The organism is Bacillus lumedeiriae, from assembly GCF_044891285.1.
Taxonomy (GTDB): Bacteria; Bacillota; Bacilli; order Bacillales; family Domibacillaceae; genus Pseudobacillus; species Pseudobacillus lumedeiriae.
The window spans coordinates 36,768-59,359 of sequence record NZ_JAUIYO010000016.1 but is presented as its reverse complement, the minus strand read 5'-3'; the positions used below and the strand labels follow the sequence as shown (position 1 = coordinate 59,359).

Annotated in this window: 35 protein-coding genes; 1 reads left to right on the top strand and 34 read right to left on the bottom strand. The window is 40.7% G+C overall.

Going from position 1 to position 22,592, the window contains the following annotated elements; all coding sequences use genetic code 11:
* Window positions 1-70 precede the first annotated feature (70 nt).
* The 4 genes from QYG89_RS14695 to QYG89_RS14680 are packed head-to-tail and all read right to left on the bottom strand — an operon-like array spanning window position 71 to window position 4,852.
* Window positions 71-1,111 carry a HEAT repeat domain-containing protein gene (locus tag QYG89_RS14695; RefSeq protein WP_404318587.1) on the bottom strand — a complete coding sequence of 347 codons (1,041 nt, stop codon included), beginning with the start codon at window positions 1,109-1,111 and terminating at the stop codon, window positions 71-73.
* Window positions 1,108-2,040 (bottom strand): response regulator, encoded by a 933-nt coding sequence (locus tag QYG89_RS14690; protein ID WP_404318585.1) that lies wholly within the window; start codon window positions 2,038-2,040, stop codon window positions 1,108-1,110. Before QYG89_RS14690 ends, QYG89_RS14695 begins: the two co-directional genes overlap by 4 nt.
* Window positions 2,041-2,069: 29 nt before the next feature.
* Window positions 2,070-3,773, bottom strand: a complete 1,704-nt coding sequence (locus tag QYG89_RS14685; RefSeq protein WP_404318584.1) for a hypothetical protein — start codon at window positions 3,771-3,773, stop codon at window positions 2,070-2,072.
* Window positions 3,774-3,778: 5 nt separating this feature from the next.
* Complete coding sequence (locus QYG89_RS14680) at window positions 3,779-4,852, bottom strand: hypothetical protein (RefSeq protein WP_404318582.1); 1,074 nt, start codon at window positions 4,850-4,852, stop codon at window positions 3,779-3,781.
* 376 nt (window positions 4,853-5,228) lie between these two features.
* Between QYG89_RS14680 and QYG89_RS14675 the strand changes: the two genes are divergently transcribed.
* Window positions 5,229-6,017, top strand: a complete 789-nt coding sequence (locus QYG89_RS14675) for an amidase (RefSeq protein WP_404318580.1) — start codon at window positions 5,229-5,231, stop codon at window positions 6,015-6,017.
* A 366-nt stretch (window positions 6,018-6,383) separates the two neighbouring features.
* Here QYG89_RS14675 and rpsI read toward each other — a convergent pair whose 3' ends face one another.
* The 30 genes from rpsI to rplV all read right to left on the bottom strand — a co-directional run bounded on the left by rpsI (window position 6,384) and on the right by rplV (window position 22,589).
* Window positions 6,384-6,776 carry a 30S ribosomal protein S9 gene (gene rpsI, locus QYG89_RS14670; protein WP_404318579.1) on the bottom strand — a complete coding sequence of 131 codons (393 nt, stop codon included), beginning with the start codon at window positions 6,774-6,776 and terminating at the stop codon, window positions 6,384-6,386.
* 22 nt (window positions 6,777-6,798) lie between these two features.
* Window positions 6,799-7,236 (bottom strand): 50S ribosomal protein L13, encoded by a 438-nt coding sequence (gene rplM / locus QYG89_RS14665; protein ID WP_404318577.1) that lies wholly within the window; start codon window positions 7,234-7,236, stop codon window positions 6,799-6,801.
* A gap of 226 nt (window positions 7,237-7,462) precedes the next feature.
* Complete coding sequence (truA, locus tag QYG89_RS14660) at window positions 7,463-8,200, bottom strand: tRNA pseudouridine(38-40) synthase TruA (RefSeq protein WP_404318576.1); 738 nt, start codon at window positions 8,198-8,200, stop codon at window positions 7,463-7,465.
* A 12-nt stretch (window positions 8,201-8,212) separates the two neighbouring features.
* Window positions 8,213-9,010, bottom strand: a complete 798-nt coding sequence (locus QYG89_RS14655; protein ID WP_404318575.1) for an energy-coupling factor transporter transmembrane component T family protein — start codon at window positions 9,008-9,010, stop codon at window positions 8,213-8,215.
* Window positions 9,007-9,876 carry an energy-coupling factor ABC transporter ATP-binding protein gene (locus QYG89_RS14650; RefSeq protein WP_404318573.1) on the bottom strand — a complete coding sequence of 290 codons (870 nt, stop codon included), beginning with the start codon at window positions 9,874-9,876 and terminating at the stop codon, window positions 9,007-9,009. The genes QYG89_RS14655 and QYG89_RS14650 overlap by 4 nt, the downstream gene beginning before the upstream one ends.
* On the bottom strand, window positions 9,852-10,691 hold the full coding sequence (locus QYG89_RS14645) for an energy-coupling factor ABC transporter ATP-binding protein (RefSeq protein ID WP_404318571.1): 840 nt from the start codon (window positions 10,689-10,691) through the stop codon (window positions 9,852-9,854). Before QYG89_RS14645 ends, QYG89_RS14650 begins: the two co-directional genes overlap by 25 nt.
* Before the next feature lie 276 nt (window positions 10,692-10,967).
* Window positions 10,968-11,363 carry a 50S ribosomal protein L17 gene (gene rplQ, locus QYG89_RS14640; RefSeq protein ID WP_404318569.1) on the bottom strand — a complete coding sequence of 132 codons (396 nt, stop codon included), beginning with the start codon at window positions 11,361-11,363 and terminating at the stop codon, window positions 10,968-10,970.
* A gap of 41 nt (window positions 11,364-11,404) precedes the next feature.
* Window positions 11,405-12,349, bottom strand: coding sequence for a DNA-directed RNA polymerase subunit alpha (locus QYG89_RS14635; protein WP_404318567.1), 945 nt, complete (start codon window positions 12,347-12,349; stop codon window positions 11,405-11,407).
* 171 nt (window positions 12,350-12,520) lie between these two features.
* A complete protein-coding gene (rpsK, locus tag QYG89_RS14630; protein WP_152154141.1) occupies window positions 12,521-12,910 on the bottom strand; it encodes a 30S ribosomal protein S11 in 390 nt (129 codons plus the stop codon).
* Between the two features lie 25 nt (window positions 12,911-12,935).
* Window positions 12,936-13,301, bottom strand: a complete 366-nt coding sequence (gene rpsM, locus QYG89_RS14625; RefSeq protein ID WP_404318565.1) for a 30S ribosomal protein S13 — start codon at window positions 13,299-13,301, stop codon at window positions 12,936-12,938.
* Between the two features lie 24 nt (window positions 13,302-13,325).
* Complete coding sequence (gene rpmJ, locus QYG89_RS14620; RefSeq protein ID WP_000868344.1) at window positions 13,326-13,439, bottom strand: 50S ribosomal protein L36; 114 nt, start codon at window positions 13,437-13,439, stop codon at window positions 13,326-13,328.
* Window positions 13,440-13,475: 36 nt separating this feature from the next.
* The gene (gene infA, locus QYG89_RS14615; protein WP_039234460.1) at window positions 13,476-13,694 is read right to left on the bottom strand and encodes a translation initiation factor IF-1; all 219 of its coding nucleotides are present in this window, start codon (window positions 13,692-13,694) and stop codon (window positions 13,476-13,478) included.
* 102 nt (window positions 13,695-13,796) lie between these two features.
* Window positions 13,797-14,543, bottom strand: coding sequence for a type I methionyl aminopeptidase (gene map / locus QYG89_RS14610; protein WP_404318562.1), 747 nt, complete (start codon window positions 14,541-14,543; stop codon window positions 13,797-13,799).
* A complete protein-coding gene (locus QYG89_RS14605; RefSeq protein ID WP_404318560.1) occupies window positions 14,544-15,194 on the bottom strand; it encodes an adenylate kinase in 651 nt (216 codons plus the stop codon).
* A gap of 45 nt (window positions 15,195-15,239) precedes the next feature.
* On the bottom strand, window positions 15,240-16,541 hold the full coding sequence (gene secY / locus QYG89_RS14600) for a preprotein translocase subunit SecY (protein ID WP_404318558.1): 1,302 nt from the start codon (window positions 16,539-16,541) through the stop codon (window positions 15,240-15,242).
* Complete coding sequence (gene rplO / locus QYG89_RS14595; RefSeq protein WP_404318557.1) at window positions 16,541-16,981, bottom strand: 50S ribosomal protein L15; 441 nt, start codon at window positions 16,979-16,981, stop codon at window positions 16,541-16,543. The genes secY and rplO overlap by 1 nt, the downstream gene beginning before the upstream one ends.
* Before the next feature lie 32 nt (window positions 16,982-17,013).
* Entirely contained in the window at window positions 17,014-17,196 is a 183-nt protein-coding gene (gene rpmD / locus QYG89_RS14590; RefSeq protein WP_404318556.1) for a 50S ribosomal protein L30, read from the bottom strand.
* Between the two features lie 13 nt (window positions 17,197-17,209).
* Window positions 17,210-17,710: a 30S ribosomal protein S5 gene (gene rpsE / locus QYG89_RS14585; protein WP_404318554.1), complete on the bottom strand. Its 501-nt coding sequence runs from the start codon at window positions 17,708-17,710 to the stop codon at window positions 17,210-17,212.
* A 21-nt stretch (window positions 17,711-17,731) separates the two neighbouring features.
* The gene (rplR, locus tag QYG89_RS14580) at window positions 17,732-18,094 is read right to left on the bottom strand and encodes a 50S ribosomal protein L18 (protein ID WP_404318552.1); all 363 of its coding nucleotides are present in this window, start codon (window positions 18,092-18,094) and stop codon (window positions 17,732-17,734) included.
* Window positions 18,095-18,126: 32 nt separating this feature from the next.
* Entirely contained in the window at window positions 18,127-18,663 is a 537-nt protein-coding gene (gene rplF / locus QYG89_RS14575; RefSeq protein ID WP_404318550.1) for a 50S ribosomal protein L6, read from the bottom strand.
* A gap of 30 nt (window positions 18,664-18,693) precedes the next feature.
* Entirely contained in the window at window positions 18,694-19,092 is a 399-nt protein-coding gene (rpsH, locus tag QYG89_RS14570; protein ID WP_404318548.1) for a 30S ribosomal protein S8, read from the bottom strand.
* A 29-nt stretch (window positions 19,093-19,121) separates the two neighbouring features.
* Window positions 19,122-19,307, bottom strand: a complete 186-nt coding sequence (gene rpsN, locus QYG89_RS14565; protein WP_001085700.1) for a 30S ribosomal protein S14 — start codon at window positions 19,305-19,307, stop codon at window positions 19,122-19,124.
* 24 nt (window positions 19,308-19,331) lie between these two features.
* A complete protein-coding gene (gene rplE, locus QYG89_RS14560) occupies window positions 19,332-19,871 on the bottom strand; it encodes a 50S ribosomal protein L5 (RefSeq protein ID WP_404318545.1) in 540 nt (179 codons plus the stop codon).
* A 30-nt stretch (window positions 19,872-19,901) separates the two neighbouring features.
* Complete coding sequence (gene rplX, locus QYG89_RS14555; RefSeq protein WP_404318543.1) at window positions 19,902-20,213, bottom strand: 50S ribosomal protein L24; 312 nt, start codon at window positions 20,211-20,213, stop codon at window positions 19,902-19,904.
* Window positions 20,214-20,259: 46 nt separating this feature from the next.
* Entirely contained in the window at window positions 20,260-20,628 is a 369-nt protein-coding gene (rplN, locus tag QYG89_RS14550; protein WP_404318541.1) for a 50S ribosomal protein L14, read from the bottom strand.
* Between the two features lie 47 nt (window positions 20,629-20,675).
* A complete protein-coding gene (gene rpsQ, locus QYG89_RS14545) occupies window positions 20,676-20,939 on the bottom strand; it encodes a 30S ribosomal protein S17 (protein WP_041101764.1) in 264 nt (87 codons plus the stop codon).
* A gap of 19 nt (window positions 20,940-20,958) precedes the next feature.
* On the bottom strand, window positions 20,959-21,162 hold the full coding sequence (gene rpmC, locus QYG89_RS14540) for a 50S ribosomal protein L29 (protein ID WP_041101766.1): 204 nt from the start codon (window positions 21,160-21,162) through the stop codon (window positions 20,959-20,961).
* Window positions 21,152-21,586: a 50S ribosomal protein L16 gene (gene rplP / locus QYG89_RS14535; RefSeq protein WP_404318539.1), complete on the bottom strand. Its 435-nt coding sequence runs from the start codon at window positions 21,584-21,586 to the stop codon at window positions 21,152-21,154. The genes rpmC and rplP overlap by 11 nt, the downstream gene beginning before the upstream one ends.
* Window position 21,587: 1 nt before the next feature.
* Window positions 21,588-22,244, bottom strand: coding sequence for a 30S ribosomal protein S3 (gene rpsC / locus QYG89_RS14530; protein ID WP_404318537.1), 657 nt, complete (start codon window positions 22,242-22,244; stop codon window positions 21,588-21,590).
* A gap of 3 nt (window positions 22,245-22,247) precedes the next feature.
* Window positions 22,248-22,589, bottom strand: coding sequence for a 50S ribosomal protein L22 (gene rplV, locus QYG89_RS14525; RefSeq protein WP_404318535.1), 342 nt, complete (start codon window positions 22,587-22,589; stop codon window positions 22,248-22,250).
* Between the last annotated feature and the right edge of the window lie 3 nt (window positions 22,590-22,592).

The following is a 22,592-nucleotide window of genomic DNA, read 5'->3' as shown; positions in this document are numbered from 1 at the left end:
TGCGTAAAAGAATATGAAACCACCAAAAAAGAAAAGAACATATGATAGAGGATTAGCCAATTCCACAAAGTTACTCCTTTCCTAACACCTCTTTTGCTATATCAACTGCATAACGATCATTCCCTGAAAGAATAACCAATTCCAAAACTTTTTCTCCCATTTTTTGACTGATTAACGTATCAGCCGCTTGTTTTCGCACCCACCAAGATGAATCCTTTATTAACCTTTCTAAATAAGGGCTCGATTGCGACAAATGAACATGCCTTAGAAGCTTAGCTGCCATTAATCTCTCTTCCCAAACACTAGATTCAACAAAGGGAACGTACTTATCAATATTTGTAATGTAACCAATAAGTCCGATGGATTTTAAAACTCGAATTCTCTGTTCACGATCATCGCTTACTAACAGACCTTCTAAAAAGGGTATATATTCGACGTATCTCCTGATCCCTATCATATCTATCACCACGTATTGAAGTGTACGCGGTAAATCTTCCAATTTCCTCACTAGTTCTTTCAAATGGTTGAGGTCAGCGGTATAAAGTATTCTCTTGTATTCAAATTCGCTTAACGTACATTTAGGATGAAGTAAGTGATAAATAAAATAATCATCCTTAAATACAGACAAAATTTTATACATAACTAAATATTCTTGATCAGAATAACTTTTTTCCCTCTTTAGCATCTTTAATATGTCATCCAGCAGGAAACCTAGCCGTAGATCTAATATTTTATTAAGTGCATTCATCCGAATACTCCAGCTGTTGCTATTCAGCATATCACGATAATAATCTTGTAAATAATGCTCAGCAAAATCGGAAATTCGCCTCAATGTATGTTCACCCGATATATTTTTTGCATATCGGATTAATATTTGATCAATAGCGTTTCTTTCATAGGCAGCCTTTATAGTGCTTATTCCCTTACTATCTCCTCCTTCAATCAGATAACTGTACCAGTCCTCAGAATATTTTTTTATATACTGCTGGATCTTTTCATTCATTCGATTTTGTCGCATTCTCTGAACGGCTATATAGATAAAAACCATGACTAACACAAATAACAGAAACGCAATAGCCCATATAGTAATCCAAATTCTATTGTCTATCATGATCTCAGTCTCTTTAAAATGCTTTTAATTTGAGCTTCTGTCAGTTTGATATTAAACGGCTTAATGATGTAGCCATCAACACCCTTTTCATATGCAAAGATCATATCCTCTTCCGCTTTTCTCTTAGACATCATAATAATGATATACTTTTGATTGTTTGGCAGTCTTCTAAGCTCATGCAACACTTCAATCCCATTTTTCTTAGGTAAAATATCATTCATAATGACAATGTGAGTATGTCCCGATTGATACCATGAAGATTCCAAAAATTCGTTCCCATCTTGGAATATTTGAATGTCCAAATCAAAATGTTCCATTTCTGATCGTTTGAGAAGTGTGTGAATAATGGATAGATTAATGTCATCTTTTTCAATAATACTTACTTTAATTTTTTCTACTTCACGTTCTTTAAAAATATCGACGACTTGATATTGTGACGGTTCCTGCAGCATCGCTGCTTGAAGTGCCTGTTCCCCCTGTTGCAGCACCTCTTCAAACACCGCTTGGCTATTTGCAATTTCAACAATACTTGCCGATAGATAGACTTCCTGAAACGCACCGTGTTTTTGAAAAAACACGGTGCCTTCTTGAAAAATTCTCTCCAAAAAATACTTTGCTTCTTCTTCCCCAGAAAAAGGTAACAAAACGATACAATATTTGCAGCTTTTATGCTGAAATACAAAATCCGTATTTCGCACTTTGAGGGAGAGAAAATCACTCATCTTTGAATGGGCTATAGATTCAGCGCTCTCATCAGTGTCCTCCCCTAAGCCACTCATCGGATGAAGTCCAATAAACACAAGACTGAAACGAATTTTTGACCTTTTAATGTTGGCAGATTGCAAATCGAAAAGAATTTTGAATAATTGTCCGTTTATAATTTCTAACTTCTCGACAGATATGTTTTCCTTATGTAAAGGAGTGGTCAATGGTTACATCTCCATTCGTTTGGCTAGTTTTAAAATTGCTTGATAAATTCATGGACTAACTGTATAACTTCTTTCTCTGCCATAATATAATTTAATCCATTTTCACGATTGATCGCTGGAACTAATTCTTCTTCATATCCCTTATGCATCGGAATCACCTTAAGAGGAATATCGTATTGATGGGCCATTTGTTTAATTTCCTCTAGCTTTTCCTCTGATGTGATGCTTGCAGCATACAAAAATATAAGCTGCGCCACACCATTTTTTAATGCAAATGATTCATATTCATCTCCAGATAATATAGGACCGATCACTAGATTTCGTTCATGGCGTATTAAGCTGCCCTCCCTTAATACAATAGATTCAAAGCCCTTTCCCCTGTCCCTAGAACCGAATAAAAAACCTGTGGCGATTTTCTCAAGCGTTTCCATTGTTTCTATGTTATTTACAATTACATATGTGAGCTGCTCTTTTTCCTTGATTTGTTGAACGATTTTGTAAAGCGACAGCACAGAAACATCGTTAACATGAATGTACTGCTCAATTCCAATTTTAGAAAGTTTTCTTTTATCATTAGCTGTAGGTTGGAAACCTATGATCATTTTCGCCCCCACTTTTTGATAGTTGCCGCTTTCCAGTATCATATGACTATCACCGTGTATCATTTTTTTCCAGCTAATATATGCCTCTAACTCTTCAATTTCTCTTGGATTATTAAAATTGTGAACAAACACTTTGTGATCTAGAGAAGTGATATAATCTGCTGCTTTCTTTATCTCCTCTCGTGTCGGTTCGCCGCTCAATGGCAGCCTTTGAACTGTCATTCCCATTTCCAAAGCTACCTTTTCCTCTTTAGAAATTAATTTAGTATGTTTTGACTCTAATAGTGAAACTACTTCTTTCACTTCTCCACGCTTAATTCTAGTAAACCATTCTTCGTCAGTCGGATACGGGCCGACTAATATGTTTTCATCATGGAAATAGTATAGATTTCCTCTCTCAAATGTGGTCGGTTGTAAAAAATTTAGTTTGTAGGTTGAATCGAGCGCTTGATTAATCACTTGCTTCACTACATCCACACGGTGTCTGCCAAGGTAACAGTGCACGTAATACTTTTTATCATCCTGCTGAATCATTTTTTTGATGGCTTCAATCGTTTCACTATTGTCTCCAACCCACGGAAGCATCGGCAATGAATACAAGACAATCCCTGCCTCATCGGCACTCTTCTTCTCCTTATCGAGAAGTGGCTTTTCAATAGGCAGCGTAGGGCTTAAAAGTGTAATCACGCCATCATAGCCAGCATCTTTTAGTTGTTCTAGATCTTCTTTTTCCGGATATGGGCCAAATGTAAATCGGTCGCCTTTTTCAATCTTTCCTTGGGAGTGCTGAATAAATCCTGTTCCTGTATTTAAAAAGTAATACATCCCGCTTATACAAAGTGCCACAGAAGCAGTCATCACTATGCCAGACGTCATCCATCGGTTTTTTTTCAACAAGAAGCGGTAGTATAAAAACGAGAAAAAGAAGCCGAATAGAACCCAGCCTAAAACATAATATTTCATTACGCTGTCAATTTTAAATTGGGACCAGCCACGATCTGTATATGCCTGCTCAATAGGTACTACTGCAAGCAAAAGAAAGAAAATCCCTCCTCCTACTCCAAAAGTGCTTAATAAGGCAAACCACATAACAAATTTAATAAACGGACGTTTGGCAGTTTTTTCGCCCACTCTAGTCACCATCTTTTCTGTTCAATTATTTTTTCGATGACTTCGTTCATGAGCGGCACATACGTTGACCAATAAAATTGCGAATCATCGTTTGAAAATCCTTTTAATAAAAGCGGTGCTTTTTCCCACTTAGCTAAGGATTTTTTGGGGTAATCTGTATAATCTCCAGCAAAATAATAAGTTTTATTCTCAGCATGATGGACCACTGCAGGAAATTTTGTCGGGATACCCGATTGTATTAATTGTTCTTCGCCTTTGGAGGTAAGATGTAATTCGTATTCTGCTAATATATCACTGCCCTCCATCGGTGACACGATGTCAAACCAATACATATAGTTGGACGAGGAAACACCGTCTAGCTGCTTCTCTCCCTGCTGCGTTAATTGAACAGATACAAAATCCTTCACATCATGCTTCCCCAAAACGACCACTCGATCGGAAGTGTGGACAAATGCTAATCCTGGGCCCTTGAAATCCCATTTCTCCTTATATTGATTTTCATAATTCCGGATGAGCCATGGGGGAATTTCACTGCTATCCAACTCCTTAAAGTAGCGTCCAATCCAGTCACTCCAGACAACACCTATGTTTCGCTCCATAATCTTTCTAGTCACTTTGTCTGTCGGCTCTGCAAAGGAATTGAATTCCGCAATAAGCGTCGTATCTTTTCCTTTACTTTCCATAACCGCATTCCATTCCAATAAATCCATTCCACCATATACCTTTTGTGTTCTCTCTCCTTCAGGAAGATCTTGTAAATCATCACTGTATACTCCATAAGTATCCGCTATATAGATGAGATCAACATTGCGTGTAACATCGTATGACACAGTTTCTTTTTGCTCATATGGATCATAACCGAAATAATCCCGGCCGATATCATATAATTCTCCATTTGGCTTAACGATTTTTTTATTTTCTAAAATCCAAAACAATCCATTATGTTCTCTATAATCTTTTTTTGGTACCGTTTTATCGACTACTGCAATATCAAGAGCAGCAGCTGACTTGAACATCCAATAAAAACGTGGAGAGAAAAGAACGAGTATAATAGTAATAAATATAATGACCTTCTTCATCCGGTTCCTTCCTTCTATTTGCATGATTAGCTGTTACTTGCATTATCGACTTGCTGCTTGTTCTATGATTAAACTTATACTTATAATTCAAAACTAAATGATAGCAAGTTTCTATCTTCGCATGGTTATCATACTGTAAATTATTTACGTTTAAATCTCATAGTATAGATCGAACTGCCTATGTTATATTTTAACAATCAATTAGTTAACACAAAAGAAAAATATTCTATCCCCTTTTTACAATTTTAGCAATAGATATCTATTTACTAGAGGTGTTATTTTGAAAAACAGGAAAATATCAATACTTATTAGCTGTTTATTTGTAATAATCGTCATTATCATTAGCACATGGACTCAAAAAGAAAAAACATCTCATGTGGCAACATGGCTATGGGAAACAGATCTAATAAAAAACGATATGGATCACACAATACAATTTATCAAAGAGAGACAGATTCAAACCGTTTATCTTCAATACCATTCACAAATCCAAAATAGCACATACAAAAAGTTTATTGCTGCTGTAAATAAGATGGGAGTTCATGTATACGCACTAGATGGCGGCTCCGATTGGGGCATGACTAATCAGGAAAAAGAAAAACAATTCCTCAATCGGTTTATAGACTATCAAACAAGCGCTCAGAAGAAGGAACAGTTTCAAGGAATACATTTAGATGTCGAGCCTTATTTATTGGATGACTGGAAGACAAACCAAGATGAGCGAGTGCTGCAATATCAATCATTAATCGTAAGAATGAAAGAGGCAGCCAAGCATATGAATACTCGCCTCGGTGTCGATATCCCCTTTTGGTACGATAAAGTTTTGTTTAAAAATGAAAATGGGCACGGCATACTTTCTCAATGGGTAATTCAAAATGTAGACGAGATCACCGTGATGGCCTATCGAAACTTTGCACGAGGAAAGAATGGGATTATCGATATAAGCACAAAAGAGGTAGAGTGGGCGGAACAAGAAGGGAAAAGAATATACATTGCTGTTGAAACAAAAGAGCTTCCTGAAGAACATACATCTTTTTACGGAAAGGATATACACACGTTGTCTGAAGAACTAGAAATTGTGACAAGCCACTTCGACAAAAGGATTTCAGGTATAGCTATCCACCATTTTAATAGCTGGCAAAAATTCATTCACGATCAAGAGTAGTATGGATGTATAGGCCTAAATAAAAGTACAGATTCGGACAATCACGCTTTGCTTGGTTCAGCGCGCTTTAATTGCATAATGAAAGGATCGCTTCAACTCTTTCTCATTGGGGGTCTATAACAAAGGGATCTAAATGTTTATACTAAACACCTTGTCTTTACTGAAAGCCTGATTTATAAGAACTAGAAAAATATCATTTAGTCACACCGATTCTTCAAAATAGAAATCACTGCCTAACAGGGACCTTCCACTAATCTCACCTAACTGCCAACTTATCTAGTGTATTCCACTACACAGGGAAGGAATGCCCGCTGTACAAAAAAAGACCCCCAACCAATAGGTTGAGGGTCTTCCAAACGTTGATAATTAACGTTTTGAGAACTGAGGTGCACGACGAGCGCCTTTAAGACCGTATTTTTTACGTTCTTTCATACGAGCGTCACGAGTTAAGTAACCAGCGCGTTTTAATACGCCGCGGTATTCAGGGTCTACATGAAGAAGAGCACGAGCGATACCATGGCGGATTGCTCCAGCTTGTCCAGTGTAGCCGCCTCCGTTTACATTTACATGTACATCATAGCTGCTAGTTGTTTCAGTTGCTACAAGCGGCTGCTTGATTACTGTACGTAATGCTTCGAATGGGATATAGTTTTCTACGTCACGTCCATTAATGACGATTTTTCCGTCTCCAGGTACTAGGCGCACACGAGCAACTGAGCTCTTGCGGCGGCCTGTTCCGATATATTGAACTTGTGCCAAGATAATAACCTCCTCTTAATAATTAGCCGCGAAGTTCGTAAACTTCCGGTTGTTGGGCTTGGTTCTTATGTTCAGGACCAGCGTATACGTGTAATTTTTTAGCCATTTGGCGGCCTAAAGAACCTTTTGGAAGCATGCCTTTAATAGCAAGCTCAAGCATTCTCTCAGGGTATTTTGTACGCATTTCGTTTGCTGTGCGAGTTTTTAAACCACCTGGATACATGCTGTGGCGGTAGTAAATTTTATCAGCTAATTTATTGCCTGTTAATTCAATTTTCTCTGCGTTGATGATGATTACGTGATCACCAGTGTCAACGTGTGGTGTGAATGTTGGTTTATGTTTACCACGTAAGATAGACGCAACTTCGCTGGAAAGACGGCCTAGAGTTTTGCCGGCAGCATCAATCACGTACCATTTACGTTCGATTTCGCTTGCTTTCGCCATATAAGTCGTACGCATTGGTTTGTATCCTCCTAAAAAGTAATTAATTGTTTCATGTTGTCGTATCTTATTTATTATCACGAATAAGTTTCCGGGGCTTATCGTGGGGTTAAATAACGTACCATAGCATATAATATAACTTACAGCAACCAATGTCAAGAAAAAATGTGACACCCGGGCTAGTTGCCATGAACTATGCTCTTATCACTTCATTATTGAAGCCAAAATTTCTCAGCCGGATGATCTAATAAAATACTTCCCACAAATATAAGCCTTCCGCTGGTGCTGTTTTCCCCGCTAATGACCGATCCCGGCCTTCTAAAATCGCTCGAACGGCATCAGGGGCTATTCTCCCTCGCCCTATCTCGATTAACGTACCGGCAATAATACGCACCATATTATATAAAAAGCCGTTCCCTGCCACTCGCAGTTCTATTGTGTTTCCCGAGCGAACCACTTCTAGCTTGGTAATTGTTCTAACTTTGTCCTGCACTTCTGTTTTTGCCGAGCAAAAACTCGTAAAGTCGGACGTTCCGATCAGCAGATTCGCCGCTTCCTGCATAAGTAAAGTATCCAACTCTATAGGAGAGTGACAAGCATAAAAACGATGAAATGGGCTGCGGAACGGGTCTTGATAGATTTGATAGCGATATTCCTTGCCTACCGCTGAAAAGCGCGCATGGAACGATTGGGGCACGATTTCAGCGTGTCTAACCGATATATCTTCCGGAAGCCGGCTGTTCAAGGCTGACGGCCAGCGATCAGCCGGAATCGAAAGGGAGGTGTCGAAATGAATGACTTGTCCCTTAGCATGAACACCGGCATCTGTCCGGCCTGATGCTGTTACTTTTATTGGTTCCCCTTTATGGATCACTGCTAGAACTTTTTCCAATTCCTCTTGAACTGTGCGGCTATTCGGCTGAATTTGATAGCCAGAAAATAAAGCTCCATCATAAGCGATTGTACATTTCACTCGCGGCATATTATCACTCCATTAACTTCTTAACCACCAAAGAACAGCGCCGAGTACGACGAGCAGACCAAGCGCAGCGGTGTCTTTTCCTGTCCAGTGCAGAAGCCGGTATTTCGTCCGGCCTTCTCCTCCTCGATAGCCCCGTGCTTCCATGGCTATAGCCAGTTCTTCGGCCCGTTTAAAGGAGCTGACAAACAAAGGAATGAGCAAAGGGATGACCGCTTTTACTCTATCCTTGATTGGTCCGCTTGAAAAATCCGCCCCTCTTGCCATTTGTGCCTTCATAATTTTGTCGGTTTCATCCATTAACGTTGGAATAAAGCGCAGGGAAATAGACATCATCAGCGCCAGCTCATGAACCGGTAACTTCCACTTTTTAAAAGGATTCAGCAGGCTTTCAAGGCCATCTGTAATCGAGATCGGAGAAGTGGTCAGTGTCAATAAAGATGTCACAAAAATCAGCAATAGAAAACGCAGGGAAATAAATGCCCCTTGGATGACTCCACCTTCATAAATCTTCAAAAAACCAATATCTATAAGTAGCCTTCCTTCTTTCGTTAAAAAAGTGTGCAGAAGGAAAGTAAGTACAATTAACCAGATCACCGGTTTCAGTCCGGCAACTAAAAAGCGTAGGTTAATTTTAGTTAAGTAAACGATAACAAGCGTAAATAGAGCTAATACTCCATAAGACAGTGCATTATTTGCCAAAAAGACAATGATAACAAAACCAAAAATAAACAAAAGCTTTGCCCGCGGGTCGAGCTGATGAACGAGAGAATGAAGCGGGAGGTAGCGGCCAAAAATCATTTTTTCCATCATAAAGGACCACCCCTTTCCCTTGCCTGTGCTAGTTCTTCTACTAGCTCTTCCATCGTTAAACAGGTTTTGGAAAGCTTCATACCTGCTAATGCTTCAAAACGATGTTGAAAACGGACGACTTCTGGAACACTGAGACCTACAGCAGCGAGTTCATCAGAGTGGGAAAATAATTCCCGGGGCTTCCCCTGGTTATACACTTTTCCTTTATGCATAATGATCATTTCGTCAGCATATAAGGCGGCATCTTCCATGCTATGAGTAACCAATACAGTAGAAAGACCGCGTTCACGGTGGATAGCATGGAACATATCCATGATTTCCTTTCTGCCCCTGGGATCTAAACCTGCCGTCGGTTCATCGAGTACGAGAACATCTGGTTCCATCGCAAGAACTCCTGCAATAGCTACCCGTCTCATCTGTCCGCCTGACAGATCAAATGGAGACTTCTGCAGCACTTCTTCCGGAAGGCCTACTTGCTGAACAAGTAGACGGGCCCTCCTTTTTGCTTCTTCTTCTGGCACACCGAAATTCATTGGTCCATAACTGATGTCTTTTTCCACTGTTTCTTCAAACAATTGATGCTCGGGAAACTGGAAGACAACGCCTACCCTTTTACGTACTTCTTTTAAGTTTTTTTCTTTTTTGCCTGCTGAAATAGTTCGGTCTCCAAGGATGATGTGCCCCTTTGTTGGCCGCAGTAAGGCATTTAAATGCTGAATAATCGTGGACTTCCCAGAGCCAGTATGGCCAATAACTGCTAGGAATACTCCCTCAGCAATGGTAAAACTAACATCTTGAATAGCGAGACGCTCAAACGGGGTACCCGCCGCATAGCGATATTCTACTTCTTGAAGTTGTATGTCCATACCTCTTTCACCAGCTCTTCTTCTGTTAAATGATTACTCATAATCTTGAAACCTTGTAAACGCAGCGTCTCACTCAATTTGATAGGAAAAGGGACATCAAGACCAAGCTTAATTAATTCTTCATTCATTTGAAATATCTCTTGGGGTGTCCCTTGGGAATAAACCGTTCCCTCATTTAACACAATTATGCGATCAGCCCGGGAAGCCTCTTCTAAGTCGTGTGTAATAGAAATAACAGTTAAATCCTGTTCTTCTTTCAATTGACGGACCGTTGAAAGTACCTCTTCCCTGCCGCGCGGATCAAGCATAGATGTTGCTTCATCCAATAAAATAATATCTGGCTGCAGGGCGATAATTCCAGCGATGGCTACACGCTGCTTTTGTCCGCCAGATAGATGGTGCGGCTCTTGATTTAGAAAGTCGGCCATACCTACCCGTTGGAGTGAGTTTTTCACCCTCTCTTCCATCACATCATAGGGCACCCCATTATTTTCTAACCCAAAAGCCACATCATCTTGAACAGTCGTACCAACAAACTGGTTGTCAGGATTCTGAAATACCATGCCCAGTCGTTTGCGTATATCCCAAACACATTCTTCTTTTAAGGGATAACTACAAATCGTTACTTGTCCGTCTTCCGGATAGTGCAGACCATTCAACATTTTTGCGAGGGTCGACTTCCCTGAACCATTATGACCGACAATGGCGAGCCATTCGCCCTTCATGACATCTAATGTAATTTCTTTTAATGCATATTGAGTTTGTTCTGGATAACGAAAATTGACGCGGCGAATCGAAATAATCGGCTCTTTCATGACTTTCCTCCTTCCCCAGCTGAATCATCGATCAAAAAACTCTCCATACAAAAAAAAAGCCCGCACCCCATTCCAAAGAAAAATTTTCTGCCAGCAAAGCGGCCTCTTAAACAAGTTAAGAGTGGAAGGAGTGCATGAGCTAGACGAGTCACCCTAAGAGATGCTCATCGTAACGCTCAAGATTCAAATTATTCAGTCTTCAGCGAGAGTTATTAAAAAAAGGGCAAAACACAGCCACGCTGGAAGGTTCTGCCCTTGTTGTGGTTTTATCGAAAATTAAACAAGCTCAATAATAACCATTGGTGCACCGTCACCACGACGAGGACCGATTTTCATGATGCGCGTGTAACCACCTTGGCGCTCATTGTAACGAGGAGCTACATCAGAGAAAAGTTTTTGTACTGCATAAACTGGTTTTTCCTTCTTCTTACCGTCTTCACTTTCAACTTCAACAGTTGATGCTACTTCGTTACGAAGGAATGCAGCTGCTTGACGGCGTGCATGCAAGTCACCACGTTTACCAAGTGTAATCATTTTTTCCACAACTGAGCGAAGCTCTTTCGCACGTGCTTCAGTTGTTTCAATACGCTCGCTGATGATTAAGTCAGTTGCTAAATCACGAAGCATCGCTTTACGCTGAGCGCTTGTACGTCCTAGCTTTCTGTAAGCCATGAAGATACCCTCCTTTGTTGAATTCTACTTTTATTCGATGATCAATCTTCTTTTCTTAAGCCTAATCCGAGCTCATCCAGCTTCGCTTTCACTTCTTCAAGTGACTTACGGCCAAGATTTCGGACCTTCATCATATCTTCTTCACTCTTATTAGCAAGCTCTTGCACCGTATTGATGCCCGCACGCTTTAAGCAGTTGTAAGAACGAACGGAAAGATCAAGTTCTTCAATTGTCATTTCTAGAACTTTTTCTTTTTGGTCTTCTTCTTTTTCCACCATAATTTCCGCATTTTGAGCTTCGTCTGTTAAACCTACGAAGATATTTAAGTGTTCAGTTAAAATTTTGGCACCTAAAGAAATGGCTTCTTTCGGGCCGATACTGCCATCAGTCCACACATCCAATGAAAGTTTATCATAGTTGGTTAACTGTCCCACGCGAGTACTTTCAACTTGATAGTTTACCCGGGCAACCGGAGTGTAGATGGAGTCAATTGGAATGACACCAATTGGATGATCTTCCTTTTTGTTTTGATCAGCTGGAGTATAACCTCTCCCACGCTGTGCTGTGAGACGCATACGAAAATGAGCATTCTCTCCTAAAGTAGCAATATGCAAATCAGGATTAAGAATTTCCACATCACTATCATGCGTAATATCAGCAGCCGTCACAACGCCAGTTCCTTGTACATCTATTTCTAGCGTTTTCTCCTCGTCTGAGTAGATTTTTAACGCCAGTTTCTTAATATTTAAGATGATAGATGTGACATCTTCTACGACGCCCTCGATTGTTGAGAACTCATGCAGTACTCCGTCAATCTGAATAGACGTGACAGCAGCACCTGGGAGTGAGGATAATAGTATACGACGCAAGGAGTTACCCAAAGTTGTACCATACCCACGCTCAAGTGGTTCTACGACGAATTTTCCATGAATGGCATCATCGCTGATCTCAACCGTTTCAATTTTTGGCTTTTCAATTTCGATCATTCAATTATACCTCCTTCAATACGTCGAAACCCCGGTCTGAATCGTCTAACCGAAATTCCCCCATGTTTACGTTCCCAATTGTGCACAGCAAATGTTTTATTATTCCTGTACTGAACGCAACATTCAATTATATCCCATTATTGCCAAAGATATAATTATTATACAGGAAGATTAAACACGGCGACGTTTTGGAGGGCGGCATCCGTTATGAGGAACAGGAGTAACATCTTTAATAGCAGTTACTTCAAGACCTGCAGCTTGAAGAGCACGAATAGCAGCTTCACGACCAGAACCAGGACCTTTAACTGTTACTTCAAGAGATTTCATACCATGTTCAATTGACGCTTTCGCAGCTGTTTCAGCAGCCATTTGAGCAGCAAATGGAGTAGATTTACGAGAACCTCTAAATCCAAGCGCACCTGCACTAGACCAAGCCAAAGCATTACCATGAACGTCTGTAATTGTTACGATTGTATTGTTAAATGTTGAGCGAATGTGTGCAATACCTAATTCGATATTCTTTTTCACACGACGCTTACGAGATTGTTGTTTACGAGCCATGTCTAACATTGACCTCCTTTACCAATTATTTTTTCTTGTTAGCTACAGTTTTACGAGGACCTTTACGAGTACGAGCATTGTTCTTCGTATTTTGTCCACGAACTGGTAAACCACGGCGATGACGGATACCACGGTAAGAACCGATTTCCATCAGACGTTTAATGTTAAGAGAGATTTCACGGCGAAGGTCACCCTCAACTTTTAATTTGTCAATGATCTCACGAATTTTATTTAATTCGTCTTCTGTCAGATCACGTACACGAGTATGTTCAGAAACACCAGCTTCTGTTAGAATTTTTTGTGCAGTGGAACTGCCAATACCATAGATGTAAGTTAATGAGATAACTACGCGCTTGTCGCGTGGAATATCAACACCTGCTATACGTGCCATATCAATGTGCACCTCCTATTCAAATTATCCTTGTTTTTGTTTATGTTTAGGGTTTTCACAAATAACCATTACTTTGCCGCGTCTGCGAATGACTTTGCATTTCTCACAGATTGGCTTTACTGATGGTCTTACTTTCATTTTTTCCAACCTCCTTCATAGTCCGGAGTGCTTAAGTTATTTATAGCGATAAGTAATACGGCCGCGTGTTAAATCATACGGAGAAAGTTCAACTGTTACTTTATCTCCAGGCAGAATGCGAATAAAGTGCATGCGGATCTTCCCTGAAACATGGGCAAGTATCGTATGTCCATTTTCCAGTTCTACCTTAAACATTGCATTCGGCAAAGTTTCAACTACTGTGCCTTCAATTTCAATTACATCGTCTTTCGCCATTCGTTATTCTCCCTTCTCTTTTCATACAGAACCCCGCTGCAAATGAAGCGGTCCTGGTTATTAGACTAGACTTGAATCAATTTCTGGAGAAGCACATATGTGTTAGGCTTTAGTTAGGATTTCAAAACCGGTTTCAGTAATCGCAACTGTATGTTCGAAGTGAGCACACATTTTCCCGTCTTGAGTAACAACTGTCCAGTTGTCCTCAAGTGTTTTCACATAGCGCCTTCCAGCGTTCACCATTGGTTCGATTGCAAGCACCATTCCAGGTCTGAGCTTTGGACCTCTGCCAGGCGGACCGTAATGAGGAATTTGCGGATCCTCATGCAAGTTTTGACCAATGCCATGTCCTACATACTCACGCACTATTGAAAAGCCATGAGATTCCACATATGTTTGAATCGCATGGGAGATGTTTGAAAGACGTTCACCTGGCTTCGCTTCCTCTAAACCGACAAAAAGCGAATCCTTTGTCACTTCCAACAGCTTCTGGACTTCGGAAGAAACGGTGCCAACAGGATAAGTCCAGGCAGAATCACCATGATAACCTCGATAGTTAGCCCCAATATCCAGACTAATGATGTCCCCTTCTTTTAAAACTCTGTCCCCAGGAATACCGTGAACAAGTTCTTCGTTAACAGATGTACAAATACTGCCGCGAAAACCATTATACCCTTTAAAAGAAGGAATTGCATCATGCTGTCGAATAAATTTTTCCGCAATTTCATCTAACTCTTTTGTGCTTATACCGGGAGAGATAAACCTCTGCAGCTCCTTATGCGTTAAAGCAACAATTCGTCCTGCTTCTTTCATAATCTCTATCTCTCGAGGGGTCTTGCAAATAATCATTTACTTGAGGCCTTTCAGAAGTTCGTCAATGTCTTCAAAGACTTTTCCGATTTCCTGCTGACCATTAATATCCTTCAAGTAACCTTTTTGCCGGTAAAAATCTAGTAATGGTTCGGTTTGTTTTAAATTGACATCCAAACGATTTTGAACAGTTTCTTCATTGTCATCTGCACGCTGATAAAGCTCACCGCCGCAACGATCACACTTATCCTCAACAGCTGGCGGGTTAAATACGAGGTGGTATGTAGCTCCGCAGCTTTTGCAAATACGGCGTCCGGTTAAACGAGCCATGAGAATATCTTTATCAACATTAACGTTGATGACATAGTTGATTTTCTTTCCAAGCTCTTCTAACATGTTTTCAAGCGCTTCGGCCTGAGCAACTGTTCTTGGAAAACCATCAAGAAGAAAACCGTCTTGACAATCAGTTTTGCTCAATCTTTCGCGAACAATTCCGATTGTCACTTCATCAGGGACAAGAGCACCTTCATCCATAAAGGATTTAGCCTTCAATCCAAGTTCCGTGCCCTCTTTCATTGCTGCGCGGAACATATCGCCTGTAGAAATGTGTGGAATGTCATATTTTTCAACAATTCGTTCGGCCTGCGTACCTTTTCCGGCACCTGGCAGTCCCATTAATACTAGATTCATTTGTATACCCCCTCAATCTGATTCAAGACGTGCAACAGCTTGCCTTTATTTAATAAAGCCTTTGTAATGGCGTTTGACAAGCTGGGCTTCCAATTGTTTCATTGTTTCCAATGCAACACCAACTACAATCAGCAAACTTGTGCCGCCGATTTGGGCAGTTTGTGGAAGTCCTGCAAACTTTATAAAAAATACAGGAAGAACGGAGATAACAGCTAGGAATATCGCTCCAACAAATGTTAAACGGTATAAAACTCTTGTTAAATAATCCTGCGTGTTTTTCCCAGGACGAATACCTGGAATGTATCCTCCTTGTTTCTTCAAGTTGTCAGCCAATTGTTCTGGATTCACTTGAATAAACGCGTAAAAATACGTAAATGCAACGATCAACGCCACATAAATGATCATACCGACGGGTTTTGTATAATCAAAAATGTTTTGAATCGTCATTGTGACATCATTTGAGCCAAAGAACGACGATAATGTTTGAGGCGTGACCAGAAAAGCTATCGCGAAAATGACAGGAATAACTCCGGCTGCATTTACTTTTAAAGGTAAATGAGTTGCTTGGGCACCACGTGCACCAACCCCGTTGTCACCAGTCACACGCTTAGCGTATTGAATCGGAATTTTACGCAATGCCTGCTGAAAAAAGATTACTCCAACGATAAGTGCCAAGACAGCTAGTACAATCAGTATTAGCACAACGATTTTTAAGAATAGTTGTTCACCGGCTCCTTCAATTTGTTGTACATAAATCTGATTCACGGCATTTGGTATCGCCGCAACAATCCCAGCAAAAATGATAACCGAAATTCCGTTTCCAACACCTTTGGAAGTGATTAACTCCCCAAGCCACATGAGAAAAGCTGTCCCAGCCGTTAACACGAGGGCAATAAGCAGATAAGCGCCTATGCTGTTACTTTCAACGAGCATGCCGCCATATAAGCGGTTGAAACCATACGACATTCCAAGTGCTTGGATAAAACCAAGAACAATCGTGAAATATCTCGTAAACTGTGCCAGCTTACGACGGCCAACCTCTCCTTGCTTCGACCATTCGGTAAACTTCGGAACCACATCCATTTGTAAAAGCTGAACAATGATGGAAGCTGTAATATAAGGCATAATTCCCATAGCAAGAATGGAGAAGTTCTTAAGCGCTCCCCCGCCAAAAGTATTAAGAAAGCCGATCAGTCCTGCCTGTTCCTGCATTTTCAATACATTTGCATCGACGTTGGGAACAGGAATAAATGTGCCGATACGGAAAACGATTAACATAAGAAGGGTGAATATAATTTTTCTTCTTATATCACCCACACGCATAAAATTGGAGATTGTGCGAAACATTAAATCACCTCAGTCGTACCGCCAGCAGCCTCAATTGCTTCTTGAGCAGCAGAAGAGAATTTATGAGCTTTTACAGTCAATTTCTTCTCAACGTTGCCTTTAGCAAGAATTTTGATTCCTGCTTTTTCGTTGCGGACAACACCAGTTTCAATAAGAAGTTCCGGTGTGACTTCTGTTCCTTCGTCAAAGCGATTTAATGCATCGAGATTAACGATTGCATATTCTTTTCTGTTGATGTTAGTAAAACCACGTTTCGGTAAGCGTCGGAATAAAGGAGTTTGTCCCCCTTCAAAACCTAGACGTACACCACCGCCTGAACGGGCGTTTTGTCCTTTATGACCTTTACCGGCAGTTTTACCATTTCCAGAGCCGGGACCACGTCCAACACGATTGCGAGCTTTACGAGAACCTTCAGCAGGTTTTAATTCATGAAGTTTCATGTTCGTGCACCTCCTTATTCTCTAGATTAAAATTATTGTTCGTTAACAGTCACTAAGTGAGCTACTTTATTGATCATGCCTCTAATTGCTGCATTATCTTGATGCTCCACTGTTTGATGTAGCTTGCGAAGACCAAGAGCTTTAACTGTTTCACGTTGATCCTTCGAACGACCGATCAAGCTGCGAGTGAGGGTAATTGTTAATTTTTCAGCCATTGTAAATCCCTCCTTATCCTAACAGTTCTTCTACTGATTTTCCGCGCAATTTAGCAACATCTTCCGCACGCTTCAGTTGTTTAATTCCTTCAATAGTAGCACGCACCATGTTAATTGGCGTATTTGAACCATGAGATTTAGAAAGAATGTCTTCTACCCCACCAAGCTCAAGTACCGCACGAACTGGTCCACCAGCGATAACCCCAGTACCTTCAGAAGCAGGCTTCAAAAGGATTTCGCCGCCGCCAAAACGACCGATCACTTCGTGTGGAATCGTTGTTCCAACGATAGGAATAGTAACTAAATTTTTCTTTGCATCTTCGATTGCTTTGCGAATGGCATCAGGTACTTCTTGCGCTTTACCAGTTCCAAAGCCTACGTGTCCGTTTTTGTCACCGACAACCACAAGAGCAGTAAAGCGGAAACGACGACCGCCTTTTACTACTTTCGCTACACGATTGACCGTAACTACGCGTTCTTCAAGTTCAAGTTTATTTGGATCAATGCGACGCATTAATTTGTCCCTCCTTCTTTATTAGAATTCCAGTCCATTTTCGCGCGCTGCTTCTGCTAAAGCTTTTACGCGACCATGATATAAGTAACCTCCGCGGTCAAATACTACGGATTTGATTCCTTTTTCACTCGCTCTTTTAGCCACTAATTCGCCAACTTTTGCAGCTGCTTCAGTGTTGCCTGTTTTTTCTAAACCGAAGTCTTTTTCGATTGTAGAAGCGTTGACAAGAGTTACACCGTTCACATCATCGATCACTTGAGCGTAAAGATGTTGGTTAGAACGGAAGATATTTAAACGTGGACGAGATGGTGTACCGCTGACTTTCGCACGTACACGAACGTGTCTCTTCTTACGTGTTTTATTTTTATCTTGTTTCGTAATCATCGTGGTCACTCCTTTCGTTTACTTAAGCGACATTACTTACCTGTTTTACCTTCTTTGCGACGTACGTATTCGCCTTCATAACGAATCCCTTTACCTTTGTAAGGCTCTGGTGGACGTACTGCGCGAACGTTAGCAGCAAAAGCTCCTACGCGCTCTTTGTTGATGCCTTTAACGATTACTTTCGTGTTAGAAGGAACTTCCACTTCTACACCTGTTTCTGGCTCCATTTCAACAGGGTGAGAATAACCAACGTTCAAAACAAGCTTGTTGCCTTGTTTTTGTGCACGGTATCCGACACCATTTAGTTCAAGAGCTTTTTCGAAACCTTTAGATACACCCTCAACCATGTTTGCAAGCAACGCACGAGTTGTACCGTGGATTGTACGATGTTCTTTAGATTCTGAAGGACGAACGACTGTAACAACGTTACCTTCAATTTCGATCTTCATGTCTTTGTTAAATGTATTAACAAGCTCACCTTTCGGGCCTTTTACAGTAACAGTGTTATTATCGTTCGCCAATGTTACGCCTTCTGGCAGCTCAATAGGTTTTTTCCCTACGCGAGACATATTGTTGCACCTCCATTCATTACAAAAATATTACCAAACGTATGCTAATACTTCGCCGCCAATTTGTTGAGCGCGAGCTTCTTTATCCGTTAACACACCTTTGGATGTTGATACAAGAGCAATACCTAAACCGTTAAGTACTCTTGGCATTTCATCAGCTTTAGCGTAAACACGCAGACCAGGTTTGCTGATACGTTTTAAACCAGTGATAACCCGTTCGTTGTGCGCTCCATATTTCAAGAAAATACGGATCATGCCTTGCTTGTTGTCTTCAATAAATTCAACGTCACGCACGAAACCTTCACGTTTTAAAATTTCAGCGATTTCCTTTTTGATGTTAGAAGCAGGTACTTCTAATTTCTCGTGACGCACCATGTTCGCATTACGGATGCGAGTAAGCAAATCTGCAATCGGATCTGTCATAACCATTCTATTTACCTCCTTCCCAAGTCGGGGTATTACCAACTGGCTTTTTTAACACCAGGAATTTGTCCTTTATATGCAAGTTCACGGAAACAAATACGGCAAAGCTTAAATTTGCGGTATACAGAGTGTGGACGTCCGCAACGTTCGCAGCGTGTGTACTCTTGTACTTTAAATTTAGGTGTGCGTTTTTGTTTCGCAATCATTGATTTTTTAGCCACGTTTTCGCCTCCCTTTTATAGAGATTACTTTTGGAACGGCATTCCAAGTTGAGTTAACAATTCGCGAGATTCTTCATCAGTTTTCGCAGTTGTAACAATTACGATATCCATACCGCGGATTTTGCTTACTTTATCGTAATCAATCTCAGGGAAGATTAATTGTTCTTTCACACCAAGTGTATAGTTGCCGCGTCCGTCAAATGCTTTCTTAGAAATACCACGGAAGTCACGTACACGTGGAAGTGATACAGAGATCAATTTATCAAGGAATTCGTACATACGCTCTCCGCGTAATGTTACTTTCGCTCCGATCGGCATACCTTCACGAAGACGGAAGCCTGCGATCGAATTTTTCGCACGCGTAATCAACGGCTTTTGGCCAGTAATTAACGCTAGCTCTTCAACAGCTGTATCAAGCACTTTCGCGTTTTGAACAGCGTCGCCAACTCCCATATTAACTACGATTTTTTCAACTTTCGGTACTTGCATTACTGAGTCGTAATTGAATTTATTCATTAAAGCAGGTGTAATTTCTTCATTAAACTTTGCTTTAAGGCGGTTCATAAAGTGTACCTCCCTTCATTAACAGGCTTATTATTTATCTAAAGTTTCACCGGATTTTTTTGCTACGCGTACTTTCTTGCCGTCAACCACTTTGAATCCTACACGAGTAGGTTCATTTGATTTAGGGTCTAAAAGCATAACGTTAGAAACGTGAATAGGTGCCTCTTGGCTAATAATTCCGCCTTGCGGATTTACTTGAGAAGGCTTCGCGTGTTTTTTCACGATATTAATTCCTTCTACAAGAACACGGTCTTTTTTAGGAAATGCTGCAAGCACGATGCCTGTTTTTCCTTTGTCTTTGCCCGTGATAACCATTACTTTATCGCCTTTTTTGACATTCATTTGATCGCACCTCCTTGAATGGTCAAGTTGATAAAATTTAATTTCATTAGATTACTTCTGGAGCAAGAGAAACAATTTTCATAAAGTTGCTATCACGTAGTTCACGTGCAACTGGACCAAAGATACGAGTTCCGCGTGGGCTCTTGTCATCTTTAATAATTACGCAAGCATTTTCGTCAAAACGGATATACGATCCGTCATTACGGCGCATTCCACGTTTTGTACGAACAATAACAGCTTTTACTACATCACCTTTTTTGACAACGCCGCCTGGTGTTGCTTGTTTCACTGTGCAGACGATGATATCTCCGATGTTTGCAGTCTTACGGCCAGAGCCACCAAGAACTTTGATCGCTAAAACTTCACGCGCACCCGAGTTATCAGCTACTTTTAAACGAGATTCTTGTTGGATCATTTATGTTACCTCCCTTCGGATTCACGTTATATCCGAACAATAATAAATTAGATAATAACTGCTTTTTCAACAACTTCAACTAAACGGAAGCGTTTTGTAGCAGACAACGGGCGAGTTTCCATGATACGGACAACATCACCGATTTTTGCTTCATTCAACTCATCATGAGCTTTGAATTTTTTAGAGTACTTAACGCGTTTGCCGTAAAGTGAGTGCTTTTTATAAGTTTCTACAAGAACAGTGACTGTCTTATCCATTTTGTCAGACACAACACGTCCAGTATAAACTTTACGTTGGTTACGTTCACTCATTGCGCAAACCTCCTCTCAATTATCGATTGTTAACATCGATCTCTCTTTGGCGAATTACAGTTTTCATACGAGCGATCGCTTTACGTACCTCACGGATGCGAGCAGTGTTTTCAAGTTGACCAGTCGCTAATTGGAAGCGAAGGTTGAAAAGCTCCTCTTTTAAAGACTTAAGCTTTTGTTCAATTTCGGCAGTGGTTAATTCAATAATTTCATTAGCCTTCATTTGATTCACCACCAATTTCTTCTCGTTTTACGAATTTGCATTTTACTGGTAGTTTGTGTGCAGCAAGACGAAGTGCTTCACGCGCTACTTCTTCAGACACACCAGCAATTTCAAACATAATTTTTCCAGGTTTCACTACAGCTACCCATCCTTCAGGAGCACCTTTACCGGAACCCATCCGAACTTCAAGAGGTTTTGCTGTGTAAGGTTTATGAGGGAAAATTTTGATCCATACTTTACCGCCACGTTTCATATAACGAGTCATAGCGATACGTGCTGATTCGATTTGACGGTTAGTAATCCAAGAAGCTTCAAGAGCTTGTAAACCGTATTCACCGAATGCTACTTCTGTGCCGCCTTTTGCTTGACCGCGCATTTTTCCACGGTGTACACGACGGTATTTTACACGTTTAGGCAATAACATATTATTTTCCTCCTTCCTCAGACTTCTTCTTCGTAGGAAGAACCTCTCCACGGTAAATCCATACTTTCACGCCAAGCTTACCATAAGTAGTGTCAGCTTCAACATGCGCATAATCGATGTCCGCACGAAGTGTATGAAGTGGAACTGTTCCTTCACTATAGTGTTCAGCACGAGCGATATCTGCACCGCCAAGACGTCCAGAAACCTGTGTTTTGATTCCTTTTGCACCCGCACGAATTGTACGTTGAATTGCTTGTTTTTGTGCACGACGGAAAGATACACGGTTTTCCAATTGGCGAGCAATGTTTTCTGCTACAAGCTTAGCATCTAAATCAGCTCTTTTAATTTCAACGATATTAATATGAACACGTTTGCCAGTTAATTGGTTTAGAGATTTACGAAGTGCTTCAACCTCAGATCCACCTTTACCGATAACCATACCAGGCTTCGCTGTATGAACAGTAATGTTGATGCGGTTAGCAGCACGCTCAATTTCAACTCGAGATACAGAAGCATCTTTTAAACGGTTTTCGATATATTCACGAACTTTAAGGTCTTCGTGTAAAAGGCTCGCATAATCTTTTTCTGCATACCATTTTGAATCCCAGTCACGAATGATACCGACACGTAAACCATTAGGATGTACTTTTTGACCCACGAATTATCCCTCCTTCTTTTCTGATACCACGATTGTGATGTGGCTTGTACGTTTATTAATTGCACTTGCGCGTCCCATTGCACGTGGACGGAAACGTTTTAAAGTTGGACCTTCGTCAACAAATACTTGTTTAACAACAAGTTTATTGACATCCATGTCATAGTTATGCTCTGCATTAGCAACCGCAGAGTTAAGTAATTTTTCAACGATAGGAGATGCAGCTTTTGGTGTGTGGCGTAAAATAGCAACAGCTTCTCCCACTTGCTTTCCTCGAATCAAATCAACCACTAAACGTGCTTTACGAGGAGCAATACGAACTGTTTTCACAACAGCTTTTGCTTCCATTAG

Bases quoted from the DNA above. Each gene is read 5' to 3' on its own strand.
- rplF (WP_404318550.1), bottom strand. From the start codon at position 18,663: ATGTCTCGCGTAGGGAAAAAACCTATTGAGCTGCCAGAAGGCGTAACA.
- QYG89_RS14695 (WP_404318587.1), bottom strand. From the start codon at position 1,111: ATGATAGACAATAGAATTTGGATTACTATATGGGCTATTGCGTTTCTG.
- QYG89_RS14645 (WP_404318571.1), bottom strand. From the start codon at position 10,691: ATGAAAGAGCCGATTATTTCGATTCGCCGCGTCAATTTTCGTTATCCA.
- QYG89_RS14635 (WP_404318567.1), bottom strand. From the start codon at position 12,349: ATGATCGAAATTGAAAAGCCAAAAATTGAAACGGTTGAGATCAGCGAT.
- rplQ (WP_404318569.1), bottom strand. From the start codon at position 11,363: ATGGCTTACAGAAAGCTAGGACGTACAAGCGCTCAGCGTAAAGCGATG.
- rplX (WP_404318543.1), bottom strand. From the start codon at position 20,213: ATGAATGTCAAAAAAGGCGATAAAGTAATGGTTATCACGGGCAAAGAC.
- rplV (WP_404318535.1), bottom strand. From the start codon at position 22,589: ATGGAAGCAAAAGCTGTTGTGAAAACAGTTCGTATTGCTCCTCGTAAA.
- truA (WP_404318576.1), bottom strand. From the start codon at position 8,200: ATGCCGCGAGTGAAATGTACAATCGCTTATGATGGAGCTTTATTTTCT.
- QYG89_RS14680 (WP_404318582.1), bottom strand. From the start codon at position 4,852: ATGAAGAAGGTCATTATATTTATTACTATTATACTCGTTCTTTTCTCT.
- map (WP_404318562.1), bottom strand. From the start codon at position 14,543: ATGATTATTTGCAAGACCCCTCGAGAGATAGAGATTATGAAAGAAGCA.
- rplE (WP_404318545.1), bottom strand. From the start codon at position 19,871: ATGAACCGCCTTAAAGCAAAGTTTAATGAAGAAATTACACCTGCTTTA.
- QYG89_RS14650 (WP_404318573.1), bottom strand. From the start codon at position 9,876: ATGGACATACAACTTCAAGAAGTAGAATATCGCTATGCGGCGGGTACC.
- secY (WP_404318558.1), bottom strand. From the start codon at position 16,541: ATGTTTCGCACAATCTCCAATTTTATGCGTGTGGGTGATATAAGAAGA.
- rpmD (WP_404318556.1), bottom strand. From the start codon at position 17,196: ATGGCTGAAAAATTAACAATTACCCTCACTCGCAGCTTGATCGGTCGT.
- rplR (WP_404318552.1), bottom strand. From the start codon at position 18,094: ATGATTACGAAACAAGATAAAAATAAAACACGTAAGAAGAGACACGTT.
- rpsM (WP_404318565.1), bottom strand. From the start codon at position 13,301: ATGGCACGTATAGCAGGTGTTGATATTCCACGCGACAAGCGCGTAGTT.
- rpmC (WP_041101766.1), bottom strand. From the start codon at position 21,162: ATGAAGGCTAATGAAATTATTGAATTAACCACTGCCGAAATTGAACAA.
- rpmJ (WP_000868344.1), bottom strand. From the start codon at position 13,439: ATGAAAGTAAGACCATCAGTAAAGCCAATCTGTGAGAAATGCAAAGTC.
- rplO (WP_404318557.1), bottom strand. From the start codon at position 16,981: ATGAAACTTCATGAATTAAAACCTGCTGAAGGTTCTCGTAAAGCTCGC.
- rpsE (WP_404318554.1), bottom strand. From the start codon at position 17,710: ATGCGTCGCATTGATCCAAATAAACTTGAACTTGAAGAACGCGTAGTT.
- rpsQ (WP_041101764.1), bottom strand. From the start codon at position 20,939: ATGAGTGAACGTAACCAACGTAAAGTTTATACTGGACGTGTTGTGTCT.
- rpsH (WP_404318548.1), bottom strand. From the start codon at position 19,092: ATGGTTATGACAGATCCGATTGCAGATTTGCTTACTCGCATCCGTAAT.
- rplN (WP_404318541.1), bottom strand. From the start codon at position 20,628: ATGATCCAACAAGAATCTCGTTTAAAAGTAGCTGATAACTCGGGTGCG.
- infA (WP_039234460.1), bottom strand. From the start codon at position 13,694: ATGGCGAAAGACGATGTAATTGAAATTGAAGGCACAGTAGTTGAAACT.
- QYG89_RS14655 (WP_404318575.1), bottom strand. From the start codon at position 9,010: ATGATGGAAAAAATGATTTTTGGCCGCTACCTCCCGCTTCATTCTCTC.
- rplM (WP_404318577.1), bottom strand. From the start codon at position 7,236: ATGCGTACGACTTATATGGCGAAAGCAAGCGAAATCGAACGTAAATGG.
- rplP (WP_404318539.1), bottom strand. From the start codon at position 21,586: ATGTTATTGCCTAAACGTGTAAAATACCGTCGTGTACACCGTGGAAAA.
- rpsK (WP_152154141.1), bottom strand. From the start codon at position 12,910: ATGGCTCGTAAACAACAATCTCGTAAGCGTCGTGTGAAAAAGAATATC.
- QYG89_RS14605 (WP_404318560.1), bottom strand. From the start codon at position 15,194: ATGAATCTAGTATTAATGGGACTGCCAGGTGCCGGAAAAGGTACGCAG.